Here is a 15,719-nt window from a genome sequence, read left to right as displayed (position 1 = left end):
TATGGGTACGATTGAACTATTAATGCAAGGCTTTGCGGTGGCGTTGTCACCAGAAAGCATTATGTTCGCATTGATCGGTGCTATTTTAGGTACCTTGATTGGTGCGCTGCCAGGATTAGGTCCTGCAAACGGTGTGGCGATTTTGATTCCACTGGCGTTTAGCTTGGGTCTGTCTCCTACTTCTTCTTTGATTCTTTTGACCTCTGTGTATGCAGGGGCCATGTATGGCGGTCGTATTTCATCGATCCTACTAAACATCCCTGGTGATGAGCCGGCGATGATGACTTGTCTAGACGGTTACCCGATGGCCGTCAAAGGTAAGGCCGCAGAGGCATTAGCGACGTCTGCTATTGCATCGTTTATTGGTAGCTTTATTGCAACAATCGGTCTGGTTATTTTAGCGCCGATTCTAGCAAAATTTGCTTTGAAATTTGGCCCTGCAGAATACTTCGCATTGTTTGCGTTAGCATTTGCAACACTGGGTGGTATAACCGGTAAAAACCAATTCAAGACACTGATCGCTGCAGCGCTAGGTCTAATGATTGCAACCGTTGGTATCGATATTTCATCTGGCGTACAGCGCTTCACTTACAACAGCTTGCACCTTTTCGAAGGTATCGACTTCCTTATCGCGATTGTTGGTTTGTTTGCCATCTCTGAACTGTTCTTCTTCCTAGAGCAACACGCAGGTGACGGCCTTAAGCAAGTGGCGCTCAACAAGCTAAAACTAACCGCTAAAGACATTCTGTTTGTATTGCCAGCGTCGTTACGTGGTGCGCTTTTAGGTTTCGTTTCAGGCGTATTGCCTGGTGCGGGTGCTTCCTTGGGTAGCTTCGTTAGTTACACACTTGAGAAAAAAGTATCTGACACGGGGGAATTTGGTAAGGGTGACCCACGCGGTGTTGCGGCACCAGAAGCGGGTAACAACGGAGCTGCATCCGGTGCACTTGTTCCAATGCTAACCCTAGGTGTGCCAGGTAGTGGTACTACAGCGGTATTGCTTGCCATGCTGATCTCTCTAAACGTAAACCCAGGTCCTATGTTGTTCCAGCAAAGCCCAGATTTAGTTTGGGGTGTTATTGCTGCATTATTCGTAGGTAACTTAGTATTGCTACTGCTTAACATCCCAATGGTGGGTGTGTTCGTTAAGTTACTGAGCATTCCACCTAAGTACCTAATGCCGATCGTTACACTGATCGCTTCGGTAGGTATCTTCTCAATCACGGGTAGTGCGATCGATTTATACTTCATGGTTGGCTTCGGCATCATGGGCTACGTACTACGTAAAGTGGAAATTCCACTAGTACCAGTTATCCTAGGTATGTTGCTTGGCCCTGAAATGGAGAAGAACCTTCGTCACGCGCTTGTTCTATCTGACGGTGACTGGACGGTACTTTGGAGCAGTGGCTTGAGTATTGGTCTGTGGGTGGTGGCGCTTGCTGGACTGATTCTACCAATGGTATTTGGTAAAGTTCTTCGCTCGAAAATGAAGCGTTCGAAGGATAGTTCAGCTGCATAATACTTTGCTACACTCTGATAGCAATATTTGACCACAAGTCCGGTTGAGTTGATCATCCGGACTTGTTTCATTTTGGCCTTATGGAGCTCGTATGCGTATTTTAGTGGTTGAAGATACCGAAGTATTAGGGCAGGCAATATGCGATCGATTGTCCAGTTTGGGGCATGGCGCAGATTTGATTCAGGATGGTAAACAAGCAAACGAATTTTTGCGTTATCAGTCGGTGGATCTCATTATTCTTGATTTGAATCTACCAAATGTATCTGGTTTGCAGATATTACAAGCTTTACGACAACGTGAAGACGCTACGCCAGTGTTGATCTTAACGGCACGAGACCAAGTAGATGATCGGATTCGTCTTCTTGATGCCGGGGCAGATGACTATTTAACGAAACCTTTTGATTTTGGTGAGCTGGAGGCTCGCTGCCGCGCTTTGCTAAGACGCAAACAGGGCTATGCTTCCAACATTACCGAGCATGGCAATATCACTGTTGATCGCGATAGTCGACAGGTCATGGTGGACAAAGAAGTTCGTGCGATTACAAACAGAGAATTTCGTTTATTAGAAATCTTCTTAGGGCATTTAGGTCGAGTGCTAAGTAAAGATGAAATCACGGAGCACCTTTTTAACTTTGATGAGACGCCCGGGCCGAATGCTATTGAGCTGTATGTAGCAAGGCTGCGAAAAAAGCTATCAGGAAGTGACTTGGTGATTAGCACATTGCGAGGCATAGGCTATGTGGCGGAGATCTCTACGTCCGTTAAACGCGTATGAGCGTCAGCATGATTATCGGCATTCGCCTTCGTTAAGAGGGCGATTTATTGTTGTTGGTGCGTTCACGATTATCTTGATCGCATTATTAGCGATTAAATTGGTATTTGATTACAGCGAACGCTTGGCTGATATTTCTTATGATCGTTTGTTGCGTAGTGCTTTATTGCAAATGGATGAAAATGTCGGCCAGATTGAAGGGGAGATCACCATTGATATTCCTTGGTCTGCCTTTGCCACGCTAGCTCAGGCAAGTGACGACCGAGTTTTCTACAAGGTTGAAAGCTCCTCCCAAGGCTTTATTACGGGTTACTTTAATTTAGATTCCTCACCTGCTTTACCCGTCGAGTATGGCACTATCCAGTTTTTTGATCGAACGTATTCTGGTGAAGTGTTGCGTTTTGCTTGGTTAGAACGTTATATCACCGAGCCAGATGCTAGTGGTACCGTGCGAACGGTGCTTGCGCACACGCGTTTATCTAGGGAAGAAATGGCGGCTTCTATTACCCAGAGGGCCGTTGAACTGATTACTCTGGTGGCGTTGGTATCGATTGCTTTGATTGTGATTGGCAGTCAGATTGTGTTGCGTCCACTGCATCGAATTGAGCAAGTTTTAGAGTCTCGAACCCCAGGGGATCTGACGCCACTTACATTGAAAACGCCAAGAGAGACCTACCACTTAAAAGTAGTTATTAATGATTTCATGTTGCGTTTGCAAAGCAACCTGGAAGAGTTAGAAAACTATACAGGAAATGCCGCACACCAATTGCGTACACCAATAGCTAGCCTTAAGGCGTTGGCGGAAAACGCACGTGATATCGGTAAACCTGAGCAGCAGCGCCAAGCTCTGGAAAAGATCATTGAACAGTGTGAAGCGCTGAGTGATACGGTGAGTTTTCTCTTAAATCAAGCGACGATTAGCCATCGACTGCAATCTCAGCCAATGGGCTTAATTGATCTGGTTCAGCCTATCCGTGAGTCTTGTCGAGCTCAAGCTTTAACCGCTTTGCGCAAAGGCGTCATGCTTTGTTTTGAGAGTGAACTGGAAGAAGCCATCATTGTTGGGGACACCGTTGCAATCGAGCAAATGATGCAGAATCTAATAGAAAACGCGGTTCGTTACAGTGTGTTAGAAAATGGCATCGAACAAAAAGAAGTGGTGATTCGCATTACTCCTATGCCAAAGATTTACCGCGTTGAGGTTATTGATCAGGGGGTAGGGATTAGTGATGTTGATAAGCAGCGCGTGTTCGAACGTTTTTATCGTGGCCGTTATGACATTGCAGGCACAGGCGTTGGTTTATCGTTGGTCAAAGACATTACTAAATACCATCAGGCTGAGATTACTTTGTCTGATAATCATCCCCATGGCACCGTGGTGACGGTTGATTTTCCTGCTTTTAAGTTTCGAGAGGATAGCTAATGAAACGATTTATCGTATGGTTTAGTTGTCTATTAGCATCGGTATTGCATGCGGAACCGATTTGGTTTGGCGCTTCCACTGCGCAAAGGGTGTTGTATATTAACTCTACTTTAGACATGAGTTCGTTTAGGCCTTTATTAGAGCGCTTTGTTGCACGCCACCCAGACATTCGTATTGGCTATGTAGACGTTAATACGCTTGAACTTTATTACTTAACGGTCTCCGAGTCTGCTCAGCCAAGCGCCAGCTTAGTGATTAGTAGTGCCATGGATCTACAGTTAAAGCTAGTGAATGATGGCTTTACGCAGCCTTATCGCTCTGATGAAACTGAACGACTGCCAAGTAATGCGAAATGGCGCAGTGAAGTGTTTGCTTTCTCTTATGAGCCTGTTGTCATGATGGTGAATAAGAAGGCGTTTGCAAATATAGAAATGCCTCAAGATCGCCAAGCATTGCTCAGTTACATCCGCCAAAACGATGAGGATGTATCTGGTCGTATGGGGACTTATGACATCCGCAAGAGTGGGGTGGGTTATCTTTTGGCCAGCCAAGATGCGAGGCAAGCGGATGCTACTTGGGGGCGAATGTTAGAAGCCTTCGGTAGTCATGGGGTGAAAACTTATTGCTGTTCCAGTGATATTATTGACGATGTTGCCAACGGCAAATTAGTGGTCGGCTACAACTTGTTAGGGTCTTATGCAGCGCAGCGTGCCGCTAATGACTCAAATATTGAGATGATTATTCCCAAGGATTACACCCTGATGCTTATGCGTACAGCGGTTATTCCAAAGCACGCACCAAATGCCTTAGATGCCGGCCTTTTTATTGATTTCCTATTATCTGATGAAGGCCAGTCACTGATGACCAGTGAAGAATTGCTATACCCGATTCGTGCATCTGAATACGAACCACATTTTGCCATGCCCATCGGGCCGACCAGAACGATTCGAACGGTAGATTTAGACCAACAGCTGCTAGTGGGACGTGATTTAGTAAAGCAGCGTCGTTTTATCAAGAACTGGGAGCTTGCTCTAGAGCTTAGCAGTGATGACTAACAACTGACCTGTCTGAGTTGTCTTGGAGCGTAACCAAAGTGCTTGGCAAAGGCGTGTGTTAAAGCACTTTGCGAACTAAAACCAACTTGCTCCGCAATCAATGACAATGGTTTTCTTGTCGTAACGATCAGTTCATGAGCGACCTCTAGACGCTTTTTCAAAATGAATTGATAGGGTGAGACGCCGGTCTGTTTGATGAACAGCTCATTGAAATGTCCACGACTCATGTGATTCATATCTGCAAGCTGTGCGACGCTTATTTTGTCTGCAAGATGGTGTTCAACAAAGCTCTCAATATTAGGGATATTAAGTCGATTGTAAAACTTTGTATCTGGCTTTTCTCCTACGATTCGACAGTACAAAGAGGCCATCAAGCCCATTGAAATGTTTAAATATGCCTCAGGGAAATGGTTAAAATAACTTTCTTCGCTTTGAATGCATCGTACTAGTTGTACTAAGTTACGATCCGCCTCGAAATAACATGGACTATCAAATAGGGAATCAACCCGAGTATGGAAAGCCAAAATGGGGAGGTCAATGATCACCTGTCGACTATCCCCTAAGCCTTTATAGCAATGTTTTTCTGTCGTAGGGATGATGCAACCACGTTGTGCATTCATGGTTTCTCTAATGCCGCTGATATCGAACAGAGCCTCATCATTGACGTGAAAAATGATCTGATGAAAGTCGTGACTGTGTGCGTGGCAATGGTTGGGTAAAAGGACATCTCGAATTTGCATAGGCGTTCTTGTTATGTTTGTTATAGAAGATTTTTCCCTAAATTGAATTGGTATTCAATTAATTTGCGTTTTTCGAATAGTGCCTCATTTCTGAGGCACATTTTCAATAATGATTTCTATTTACTTTTCTATGAAAGTCTGTACAAACGGTCAGCTACTACCATGTAGTTTTGGTTAGCTTTTCAGGTAACCAAGTAGCAAGTTCTGGTATCGCCAGTACCGCTGTCAAAACCATTATCTGTATTACGATAAAGGGGATGACACCTGCATACATATGTTTCAAGGTGATGCTTGGTGGTGAAATCGCTCGTAGATAGAAAATGGATGGCGCTAATGGCGGTGTTAAGTAACTGGTTTGTAGAATGACTAGGAAAGCCACACAGAACCAAATTTCATCAAAGCCTAAAAGCCTTACGATCGGCATCGCCACTGGAATGATGATCAACACAACAGACATCATGTCTAAAAGAAAGCCGGCAATGAAAGCAATCAATAAGATCATGGCTAGCACTGCATAGCGATTTAGCCCTGAGTCCATTAGCAAGGATTGCACGGTTCCCATACCACCTGTTGCAAAGAAAATCCCTGCAAACATATTTCCGGCCATGACGATCATTAAGATCATGGCAGAGATATTGACGGTGCGTAGCACGGATTCCCATAAAACGGGTAGTGAGCAGCTGCGATATAAAATGGACAGCAGCACAGCGCCTACAGCACCGCAGGCTGATGCCTCGGTCGGTGTCGCTAAGCCTAACAAAATCGTGCCCAGTACAGTGAATATTAGCGCTGCGGCAGGCAATAGTGCTGTTACGGTGACTTTTAGCTTTTCAGATAAAGGTACGGCCTCAGCCTCTTCGTGGCCTGAGGGTGCTAGGCTCGGTTTTAGAGTAGCGACTAAAATTACATACAGAATAAACAACCCAGCCATCAACAAGCCAGGAAGCAGTAGCCCGTTAAACAATTGCCCAACAGAAACCCCCGCAACAGGTCCTAAAACGATAACTGTAATGGACGGCGGGATGGCGGTCCCTAAAGAGCCGCTTGCGCAAATGACACCGGATAACAAGCGCTTGTCATATTGGTGCTTAAGCATGATTGGAATTGCCAATAACCCAATTACGGCTTCCGTTGCCCCAACTACGCCACTTGCGGCAGCAAAGATGGTACCTAGTAAGATTGTTCCAACACCGATTCCACCAGGTAGGCGGCGAGTCCATAAATGGATCGCGTGAAATAGGCGCTCTGCTATGCCTGACTTTTCTAGCATGGCGCCCATAAAGATAAACAAGGGAACGGCGGCTAATACTGAATTGGAAGCGGTTTCTTCAATTTTCGACAGTAATTGATAGGCGACCACATCTTCAAAAACAAGGTAGCCGAATGCTGCTGCGCTCAGCATCATCGCAAACGAAATCTGCAACCCTAAGAAAATCAGAGCAATCAGCGCTGGAAACATGAGTAAAGATAAGTATTCGCCCATGGGTTAGTGCTCCTTTCCAGTGGTGATGATCAATAGGTTTTTAAGTAGTTCGGAAATGAGTTGTAGGGCCAGAAGCAAAAAGCCAATGAACCAAGAGGTGTATACCGGCCACATCACCGGGTTCCAGGCCGAGCGGCCCGAGCGCTCGTGGCGTGCAAAAGCTTCATAGGTGTAGTGGGCGAGTTCCCATGTGAGCCAGAACATTAGAGGGATCAGTGCTAGGTAAAATACAGTACGCAGATAAGCGATGGTTTTCACAGACAGGTGTAGAGTGACAATGTCAACGCTGACGTGTTGCTTCAAACGTAACGCATTGGCCATCCCTAGCATAAACAATGCGCCCATTACCATATAGCTGATTTCATAAGCCCAGAGAGTGGGTTGATTTAATACGTAGCGGCTGAATACTTCATAGACCAGTGCAAACGTCAAAGGCAGAATCAATAGGGCTGCCAACGCACCAAAAAGGCGTGTTACCCCATCGAGAAAGTGGATGAGTCTCATAGTTGCTTTCAATGTAAAAAATGGATGGACAGCAGAAGCTCTTAGGCTTCTGCTGTAGGTGTCTTTCTGTCAGCTAGGGACAGAAATTGATAACGACTTAGCTTTCGGTTTTACCGATTTGTAGACGGTATTCAGGCCAGCTTTTGATTTTTTCCTTGAATGCTCGTTGAGAGGTTAAGACTTTTGCAAACCATTCATTGGCTTCTGCGTGGCCGTCTTCCCAAGCTTTCGTTTCTTTTAGAACTGCGCTGATGAAGCTAGGGTGCAGTTCGACTAGCTCATTGTTACCTTCTTTCAACTCTTCGAAGGCATCTAGGTCTGCATATGAAGCCGCTAACCAAGAGTCAAAGACTGACAACTTACCAGCTTGGCGAAGTAGGTTTTGCTCTTGTTCAGAAAGCTTGTCCCAAGCGCGTTTGTTGACTTCACACTCTAAGACACCACCAGATTGATGAATGCCAGGGAAGATCACGTACTTGGCTACTTCTTGGAAGCCTGTTGGCTTGTTCATTTCAGGGCTTCCCCATTCGGCTGCGTCAATGACACCGCGTTCTAGAGCGCTGTAGATCTCACTGCCTGCCATTACGACTGTTGACGCACCTAGGCGCGAAGCAATTTCAGCCCAAGCACCAGAGGTGCGTAGTCGAAGGCCTTTGAAGTCTTCCAATGTACGAACGGCTTTGTTGGAATGTAGGAAAATCTCTGTACCCAAGATGGAACAAGGAAATGCAACAACATTGAACTGCTCAAGACGGTATTGTTCATACAATTCTACGCCGCCACCTTGGTACATCCATAGCATGAATTCTTCAGGAGTTAAGCCACTTGAATGACCTGCTAGCAATGCTGTGGTTGGGTCCATGCCATAGTCATAGTTGATGTAGTTATGGCTGATTTGAGCGACGCCGGACTGTACAGAGTCAGTGACTTTAAGAGCGCTACCAAGGGTGCCGCCAGGGAATAGCTTAATGTTGAAACCGCCATTACTTAGGGTATTTACATGATCCACAAAGCCTTGTGCATCACGTTCTAGCCAAGGTCCACCTGACCAAGGTGTCGCCATACGCCAGTTGTTTTCCGCCAGGGTTTGGGTGGAAAGGGTTGCGGCCAATAGACCTGTTGCAAGACCGAATACTTTTTTTAATTTCATCTTGGTTCCTTTGTCATTCAATTGGGACATCCTTTTATAAATAGGTGCTGCATCCCTGAGCACCTTGCTGGGGTGGGGACTACACCCCAAACTCGTTTTGCATGGTTTGAGCTCGTTCCATGCAGGCGTTCATTGCGCGTTCAATGATCTGGCTAAAGTGGTCACCTTGCAGGGAGAAAATGGCTTGCTCGGTGGAGCCTTGTGGAGACATGACGTTCTGCATCAAGGTTGATAGCGAAAGGGGGCTTTCAGTGGCCATTTTTGCCGCACCTAATGCTGTTTGCTGAGCTAGGTTGCGTGCAGCTTCGCTTGAGAGTCCTTGTTTCATGGCGGTTTGCTGCATCGCTTCAAGCATTAAAAAGAAGTAAGCTGGTGCGCTGCCGGATACCGCAGTGACAGCATTTAGTAAGTCTTCGTCGTCCACCCACTCAACCATGCCAACTGCTTTGAATAGGGTTTCAGCTAAGCTTTTTTGTTGGCTAGTAACTTGGTGGTTGGCATATAGACCTGATGCACCCACACCAATGAGGGCCGGTGTATTAGGCATGCAACGTACAATAGCTACGTTTGTTTTGAGCCAAGTTTGTATTGCGGAACAATCAACACCTGCTGCAATGGAAATAATCAGAGGTGGTGTTTTTCTGTTTTGGATTACTGACGCGATTTCAATGCAGACATGTTTTAAAATCTGAGGTTTGACAGCCAACACCAGTACATCAGCCTTAGTTGCCGCGAGTAAGTTGTCTGTGGTGGTGTGAATACCATATTTTTTCTGCTGTGCTTCTAAAATCTGAGGCTCAGGTGAGGTTGCGGTGATATCCGTTGCAGAATAGCCGGAGTGAATGAGTCCGCCGTACAGTGCGCTTGACATGTTTCCTGCACCGATAAAGGCAATGTGTTGTGGCATTAAAAAAACCCTCGATGTATGCAAATGAGAAGTGAATATGTAAACCACTTCGCGACTTTTAGAGGATTTTATGGAACTCAGAAGGAATTAACGTGCGAAAAACTCAGCACTTCATGATCAAAAAATGGAGGAAGGTATTTTAAGTCATTCATGGCCCGTGACTACGGACCATGAATCAGAGACTTAATACGGTATTAATTTGTGGTCTTTTGCTGCATACGACGAAGGAATTCTGACATGATTTGCATGTACAGCTCGTCACCTAAGTATTTGTCTTCGACACCACGATCGATACTAGGGTTGTCATTCACTTCAATCACATAGCCGCGACCTTTTACTTCTTTTATGTCGACACCGTATAAACCGTTACCAATCGGTTTGGTTGCGGCGATCGCAGCTTGTAGGACACGACGCGGTACTTCGAACGTTGGCAATGTATCAAAGCCACCGCTTTCACTTTTTGATTCGCCGTGTTGGTAAATCTGCCAATGATTTTTAACCATGTAGTAACGACAAGCAAAGATCGGCTTGTTGTTCAAAATGCCAATACGCCAATCGAATTCGGTGTACAAGTATTCTTGTACCAGCAATAAACTCGACTTCTTAAATAACTCATCTAGACAATTGGTCAATTCCGCACGATCTTGGGCTTTTAACACACCTTTTGAAAACGCGCCGTCAGGAATCTTAACCACCATAGGGTAGCTAATGTGCTGCTCCAAGGTGTCTTCAATATTGCTTTCACCTTTATGGATAATGCGTGTTTTCGGGCTTGGTACTTTGTGTGTATTGAACAAGTCCGCTAAGTATACTTTGTTAGTACAACGCATGATCGACTGTGGATCATCCATTACCACTAAGCCATAGGCTTCGGCTTTCTTGGCAAATTGGTAAGTATGGTGGTCAATGTTAGTTGTTTCGCGAATAAACAGACCATCGTACTCTGGCAAGCGTACGATGTCCTTTGGACCAATGATGTCTACTTGGATACCCAGTTGCTTTCCTGCTTGTACAAACTTTTTAAGGGCTTGTTTATCACTTGGTGGCAGTTCTTCTTCTGGGTTTACCAGCATCGCTAAATCAAACTTAATGCTGCGGCTTTTACGCGCTTTGCTCCATACTTTATTGCTAAAGCCATCTAGTGCTTCGGCAAACAAGGTTTCTTCTGCATCGTCCAATACTTGATGTGAGGTTGCCTTTAAAGATTTCACTTGCCATTGCTTTTTAAAGCTTAAGGTGAACTCAATGACAGGAGACGGGAATTTCTCAAACAGCTTACGTGCAAATTCCTTTAGCTCTGGGCGTAAAGTGTTACCAAATACCGCGTGGCCTTTAATAGTGGTAGGTTCAGCGGGTGTGCCAAGCTTCTCAGCCAAAGCAGGTAGCCATTGGGATAATTCAATGTCGTAAAGAGCCTTCTTATTTAGGTCATTCAAAGTACGAACAGATGGCATGACATTGTGGCCACGGCTTTCTGCAAGCAAAGAGCAGTAGTATCCGTCAGATAAATAACGGCTGCTCTTACACAAGTTAATAATACGCGTGCGGTCGTTCGCCTTCGTCGTAAGGGAAAGATATTGAGGGAAGGTGATGACGTGATCGCTTGGAAGAAATGCTGACCAGTCTTTTAATTGATCGACCACGATGTAAGTTTGTGCCATGCAGAAAAGTCCTTCTATAGGCTTGTTGATATGCGCGGATAATGCGCTCTTTTTTGCTTTTCTAATAGTAGTCAATTATTCAAATTTTAAGCATATTTAGGACTATATTTTCAATAGGCCGTTGCCCTAGAATCCGCTTCATTATTATTGTCTTGGTTAAGGCTCAGAGGGCCTTTTTATGGCATCAAACATTGACGTTCGTATCGCACAGCTTTCTGATTTAGGAGCGCTAGACATGCTTGAAAAAGAGGCGTTCCAAGGGGATCGCATGAGTCGTCGCAGTTTGCGGCATGCCATTAAAGCGGAGACGTCTGTCATGTTGGTGGCTTTTGAGAATGAAGCGTTGCAAGGTTATGCATTGGTACATTTCTTCAAAGGGCGCGCTCATGCTCGTTTGTATTCTTTGGCAGTGTCAAAAAATGCCCGTGGCAAAGGTGTAGGTTCGTTGCTGCTAACTCAATCCGAAAAGCATGCTGCGAAGCACGGCTGTATTTCTTTGCGCCTTGAGGTCAGTGAATGGAACGAAGCGGCAATCGCGCTTTATAAAAAGCTTGGTTACCGAACCTTTGGTAGTTATCAAAACTATTATGAAGACACCAGTAATGCTGTGCGGATGCATAAACGTATTCGTGCGTTTGATGATAAAAGTAAGTTGCTACAAGTGCCTTACGTCGGTCAGCGTACGCCGTTTACCTGTGGTCCAGCATCGTTGTTGATGGTGTGTGCGGCGAATGACGAAAGCGCAGATGTGTCCCTAGAGCATGAATTGGATGTTTGGCGTGAAGCCACGACGATTTACATGACCAGTGGTCATGGCGGATGTCACCCAACAGGGCTTGCGCTGGCCGCAAAGCGACGCGGATTTGATGCTGAAGTCTGGTTGAATGATGATCAGCCGTTGTTCTTAGATGGTGTTCGTGATGAACTTAAGAAGACAGTGCTTGCCGCTTGTCATAATAAGTTCTTGAAAGAGAGTGCTGCAGAAGGTGTGCAAGTCCATGGTCAGCCTATGACGATATTGGATTTAAAGCAGGCGGTGGATGGGGGACAATGGGTAATTGTCTTAATTAGTACTTATCGTTTTGATGGCAAGAAAGCTCCACATTGGGTAGTGGTGACTGGTTATGATGAGCAGCATATATATGTGCATGATCCAGATTTTGAGGAAGATGTAGCCTTAGTTGAATGTCAGTATGTGCCTTTGTTGATTACTGACTTTGAGAAAATGAGTAAGTTTGGCCGCTCGCAGTTGCGAGCGGCGGTCTTAGTTTCAAAAGCTAACGCAGAATAAGTACGGGTACTGTACTTTCCGTTAGCATTTTAGTGGTGTTGCTTCCCACAAAAAACTGCCTAACTTTGGAATGGGCGTAAGCCCCCATAGCAATGAGATCAATCTTATGCTGTTGTTGAAATGACAGCAGCGTAGATTGAATGTTTTCACCCTCGATCAAATGCCCCGTTACATTAAAGCCCAGATCAACTAGCTTGGACTTTGCTTTATCTAGGGTTTCTTGTTGGCCACTTTTATCACGCTTAACCATAACCAGATGGCATGGAATATCCTTAAGTAAAGGGCTGTTAGCTATTTTCTCAAGCGCTTTGATAGAAGTTTCTCGCCCATCGAATGCAACCATGAAAGAGCTGGGTGCCGAGAACTCACTTGGAATGACCAAAATAGGTTGTGATAGTGTGCGAGCAGCATGCTCAAGGTTAGAGCCAATCACATGTTGCTGACAATGCTCAGTGCCTTGTTTGCCGACGATAAATGCCCGTGCGTCTTGCTCGAGATCGCTAAGAGTAGCAACGAAATCGCCGTGTCTTTGAAGTGGTGTCGCGCTTACGCCATTTTGTTGCAAATGTGCTTGTGCACCGTCAAGAAGTAGGCGGCCGTGTTCCAATGCAAGTTTAGCGCGTTTTTCATCAAGCTCAGTTAGCTCTGACAGCAAATGTTCGCGGCTACTGAAGCCAATGGTGCCTGATAAATCATGAGTTTGAGAGTTTGCTTTCTCTAGTGCGTGAAGCAAGGTAACGGGCGCTTCAGTTTTCTTTGCAAGCCATTCAGTGGCATTAAGCACTTGCTCAGTTAAAGGTGATCCATCAATGCAAGCAATGATCTGTTTCATACAACCTCTCCTTAATGGCCATTTAAAAGCTTTTCGGCTTCTTCAGGTTTGTTGTGTACGCCAAATTTGTCAACCACTGTTGCGGTTGCTTCGTTCATCCCGATCACATCAACATTTGCTCCCTCGCGACGGAATTTAATCACGACTTTATCTAGGGCTGACACCGCGGTGATATCCCAGAAATGAGCTTGAGACAGGTCAATGGTCACGTTCGGCACAACTTCTTTGAAATCAAATGACTGATTAAACTGCTCTGATGATGCAAAAAATACTTGGCCGACGACTTTGTAAGTTGTGTGCTCGGCAGAGTGCTCGTTTTTTACCACCATGAAACGGCCAATCTTGTTAGCAAAGAATAATGAGGCAAGTAAAACGCCAGCGAATACGCCTAATGCAAGGTTATGAGTAGCGACAACAATGGCTACGGTGGCAAGCATGACAATATTAGTCGACATTGGATGATGTTTAAGATTAATAACCGATTCCCAAGAGAAAGTGCCAATAGAAACCATGATCATCACTGCAACCAATGCCGCCATTGGGATCTGGCCAATCAGGTCGTCTAGGAAAACCACCATGATGAGCAATAAGACACCAGCTATAAAGGTGGATAAACGACAACGGCCGCCGGACTTAACGTTGATAACAGATTGTCCAATCATGGCACAACCAGCCATGCCACCCATCAAACTAGCGCCGATGTTGGCAACACCTTGACCTTTACACTCACGGTTACGATCACTGGTGGTATCAGTTAATTCATCGACGATAGTGGCGGTCATCATAGATTCCAGTAAGCCGACAACTGCAAGACCCAGCGAGTAAGGCAAAATAATCATCAGTGTCTCTAAATTAAGAGGAACATCTGGTAGAAGGAAGATAGGCAAAGAATCTGGCAGCTCACCCATATCGCCCACGGTGCGTATGTCTAAACCAACCGCAAGAGAGAAAGCCGTTAGCACTACAATACATACCAATGGGCTTGGTAAAGATTTGCCGATAACAGGTAGGTAAGGAAATAAGTAAATGATACCCAGCCCTGCAGCTGTCATCGCATAAACATGCCAAGTGACATTGGTTAGCTCAGGCAGTTGTGCCATAAAGATTAGTATTGCCAGAGCATTAACGAAGCCTGTGACAACCGAGCGCGACACAAATCTCATTAAACTACCGAGCTTGAGATAGCCCGCGATAATTTGGAAAACACCGCATAAAAGGCTGGCTGCGAGTAAATACTCTAAACCATGCTCCTTAACTAAAGTCACCATTAACAGAGCCATGGCGCCTGTGGCAGCAGAAATCATCCCTGGGCGCCCACCTAAGAACGAAATAATTACCGCAATACAGAACGATGCGTACAGGCCAACTTTCGGATCAACCCCTGCAATGATCGAAAAGGCAATCGCTTCTGGTATCAAAGCTAACGCCACCACGGTACCGGACAATACGTCACCACGTATGTTCGAGAACCACTCTCTTTTTAATGTATCAGTCATGGACACCCTTTATTCGATAGAGAAAATGCAGCTGAGTTAATGCGACACATTGCATGCCATACGCTGCTAAATGAAGCGTCACATTATAAAGAGACATAATTGTGAACGCAATTTGATCGAAATTAGCATAATTGTACCTTGGTACAATAGATAACTTTGCAGAAAGGTACTAGCTTTGGAATAAGCGTAAATTTAAGTAGGGATTTTACCATGAGCGACAATCAACAAACTTTCGTAACACTCGGTGAACCAGTTGGCTTTGTGACCCAGATCGGCGGTCCAGAGGACGGTTTCGTTCGAGCAACCTCTATTGATGGTCAAGATCGAGTGCTGAGAATTGGCGACCCAATTTATCCAGGCGAAGAGTTAGTTTCAATCGCTGGTGGTACTATCACTATTACATTTACGGATGGCACAGACTTATTGTTTGCTGACAGCGTACCGACTTCAATTGACGATGAAGTATTTGGCCTCGCGGATGCTGACGAAAGTGAAGAAGAAGCCTTTGTATCCGATGGCACATCTGAACTTGATGCTCTGCAACAAGCTATCTTGGCGGGACAAGACCCTACGCTTAACCAAGAAGCTCCTGCTGCCGGTGAAACCGCTGAAGAAGGTGGTGGCACAGACACCACTGCTGATATCCAACGAAGCGGACAACAGGCCACTCCTACTTACGGCTACGACACCAGCGCTGCATCTGAAGAAGATGATTCAGCGTTATTTACTAGTGAAGAAGAAACGCCAGCAGTAGCTGCTGCAAGTACTGATGATACGACAACCACCATAACGCCAGTGGTGAGCATCGCGGCGGACCAAACCAACGTGACGGAAGGCGAGACAGCAGGCTTCACCGTGAGCATCGACCAGGTGGCGGATGAAGACG

The 15,719-nt window shown here is 45.5% G+C and carries 14 protein-coding genes; 6 read left to right on the top strand and 8 right to left on the bottom strand.

The window, feature by feature from the left end; genetic code table 11:
- The first annotated feature begins 1 nt into the window (after position 1).
- The 4 genes from C8D85_RS04555 to C8D85_RS04540 all read left to right on the top strand — a co-directional run bounded on the left by C8D85_RS04555 (position 2) and on the right by C8D85_RS04540 (position 4,769).
- Positions 2–1,519 carry a tripartite tricarboxylate transporter permease gene (locus C8D85_RS04555; protein ID WP_133560156.1) on the top strand — a complete coding sequence of 506 codons (1,518 nt, stop codon included), beginning with the start codon at positions 2–4 and terminating at the stop codon, positions 1,517–1,519.
- Positions 1,520–1,610: 91 nt separating this feature from the next.
- Positions 1,611–2,294 carry a response regulator transcription factor gene (locus C8D85_RS04550; protein ID WP_133560155.1) on the top strand — a complete coding sequence of 228 codons (684 nt, stop codon included), beginning with the start codon at positions 1,611–1,613 and terminating at the stop codon, positions 2,292–2,294.
- Positions 2,257–3,714, top strand: coding sequence for a sensor histidine kinase (locus C8D85_RS04545; RefSeq protein WP_133560154.1), 1,458 nt, complete (start codon positions 2,257–2,259; stop codon positions 3,712–3,714). The genes C8D85_RS04550 and C8D85_RS04545 overlap by 38 nt, the downstream gene beginning before the upstream one ends.
- Positions 3,714–4,769, top strand: coding sequence for an ABC transporter substrate-binding protein (locus tag C8D85_RS04540; RefSeq protein WP_133560153.1), 1,056 nt, complete (start codon positions 3,714–3,716; stop codon positions 4,767–4,769). The genes C8D85_RS04545 and C8D85_RS04540 overlap by 1 nt, the downstream gene beginning before the upstream one ends.
- Here the strand turns inward: C8D85_RS04540 and C8D85_RS04535 are convergent.
- The 6 genes from C8D85_RS04535 to C8D85_RS04510 form a co-directional block, all read right to left on the bottom strand.
- Positions 4,766–5,509 (bottom strand): AraC family transcriptional regulator, encoded by a 744-nt coding sequence (locus C8D85_RS04535; protein ID WP_133560152.1) that lies wholly within the window; start codon positions 5,507–5,509, stop codon positions 4,766–4,768. The two genes, C8D85_RS04540 and C8D85_RS04535, sit on opposite strands and share 4 nt — an antisense overlap.
- 157 nt (positions 5,510–5,666) lie before the next feature.
- Entirely contained in the window at positions 5,667–6,992 is a 1,326-nt protein-coding gene (locus tag C8D85_RS04530) for a TRAP transporter large permease (protein WP_133560151.1), read from the bottom strand.
- 3 nt (positions 6,993–6,995) lie between these two features.
- Positions 6,996–7,496 (bottom strand): TRAP transporter small permease subunit, encoded by a 501-nt coding sequence (locus C8D85_RS04525; protein WP_133560150.1) that lies wholly within the window; start codon positions 7,494–7,496, stop codon positions 6,996–6,998.
- 97 nt (positions 7,497–7,593) lie between these two features.
- A complete protein-coding gene (gene dctP / locus C8D85_RS04520; protein WP_133560149.1) occupies positions 7,594–8,646 on the bottom strand; it encodes a TRAP transporter substrate-binding protein DctP in 1,053 nt (350 codons plus the stop codon).
- Between the two features lie 79 nt (positions 8,647–8,725).
- A complete protein-coding gene (proC, locus tag C8D85_RS04515; RefSeq protein ID WP_133560148.1) occupies positions 8,726–9,553 on the bottom strand; it encodes a pyrroline-5-carboxylate reductase in 828 nt (275 codons plus the stop codon).
- A gap of 194 nt (positions 9,554–9,747) precedes the next feature.
- Positions 9,748–11,214 (bottom strand): RimK family protein, encoded by a 1,467-nt coding sequence (locus tag C8D85_RS04510; protein WP_133560147.1) that lies wholly within the window; start codon positions 11,212–11,214, stop codon positions 9,748–9,750.
- A 178-nt stretch (positions 11,215–11,392) separates the two neighbouring features.
- Between C8D85_RS04510 and C8D85_RS04505 the strand changes: the two genes are divergently transcribed.
- Positions 11,393–12,505 (top strand): GNAT family N-acetyltransferase/peptidase C39 family protein, encoded by a 1,113-nt coding sequence (locus tag C8D85_RS04505; protein WP_133560146.1) that lies wholly within the window; start codon positions 11,393–11,395, stop codon positions 12,503–12,505.
- On the opposite strand, the gene C8D85_RS04500 is transcribed toward C8D85_RS04505, so the two are convergent.
- Both C8D85_RS04500 and C8D85_RS04495 read right to left on the bottom strand, forming a co-directional pair.
- Positions 12,492–13,337, bottom strand: a complete 846-nt coding sequence (locus C8D85_RS04500; protein WP_133560145.1) for a universal stress protein — start codon at positions 13,335–13,337, stop codon at positions 12,492–12,494. The genes C8D85_RS04505 and C8D85_RS04500 overlap by 14 nt on opposite strands.
- Positions 13,338–13,348: 11 nt before the next feature.
- On the bottom strand, positions 13,349–14,833 hold the full coding sequence (locus tag C8D85_RS04495) for a SulP family inorganic anion transporter (protein ID WP_133560144.1): 1,485 nt from the start codon (positions 14,831–14,833) through the stop codon (positions 13,349–13,351).
- 210 nt (positions 14,834–15,043) lie between these two features.
- Here C8D85_RS04495 and C8D85_RS18055 point away from each other — a divergent pair.
- Positions 15,044–15,719 (top strand): retention module-containing protein (locus C8D85_RS18055; RefSeq protein ID WP_162847538.1); only part of this gene is annotated, 676 nt, incomplete at its 3' end.

The sequence above is a fragment of the Marinomonas communis genome, assembly GCF_004363305.1.
GTDB lineage: Bacteria > Pseudomonadota > Gammaproteobacteria > Pseudomonadales > Marinomonadaceae > Marinomonas > Marinomonas communis.
This window is presented reverse-complemented; position numbering and strand designations above follow the sequence as displayed.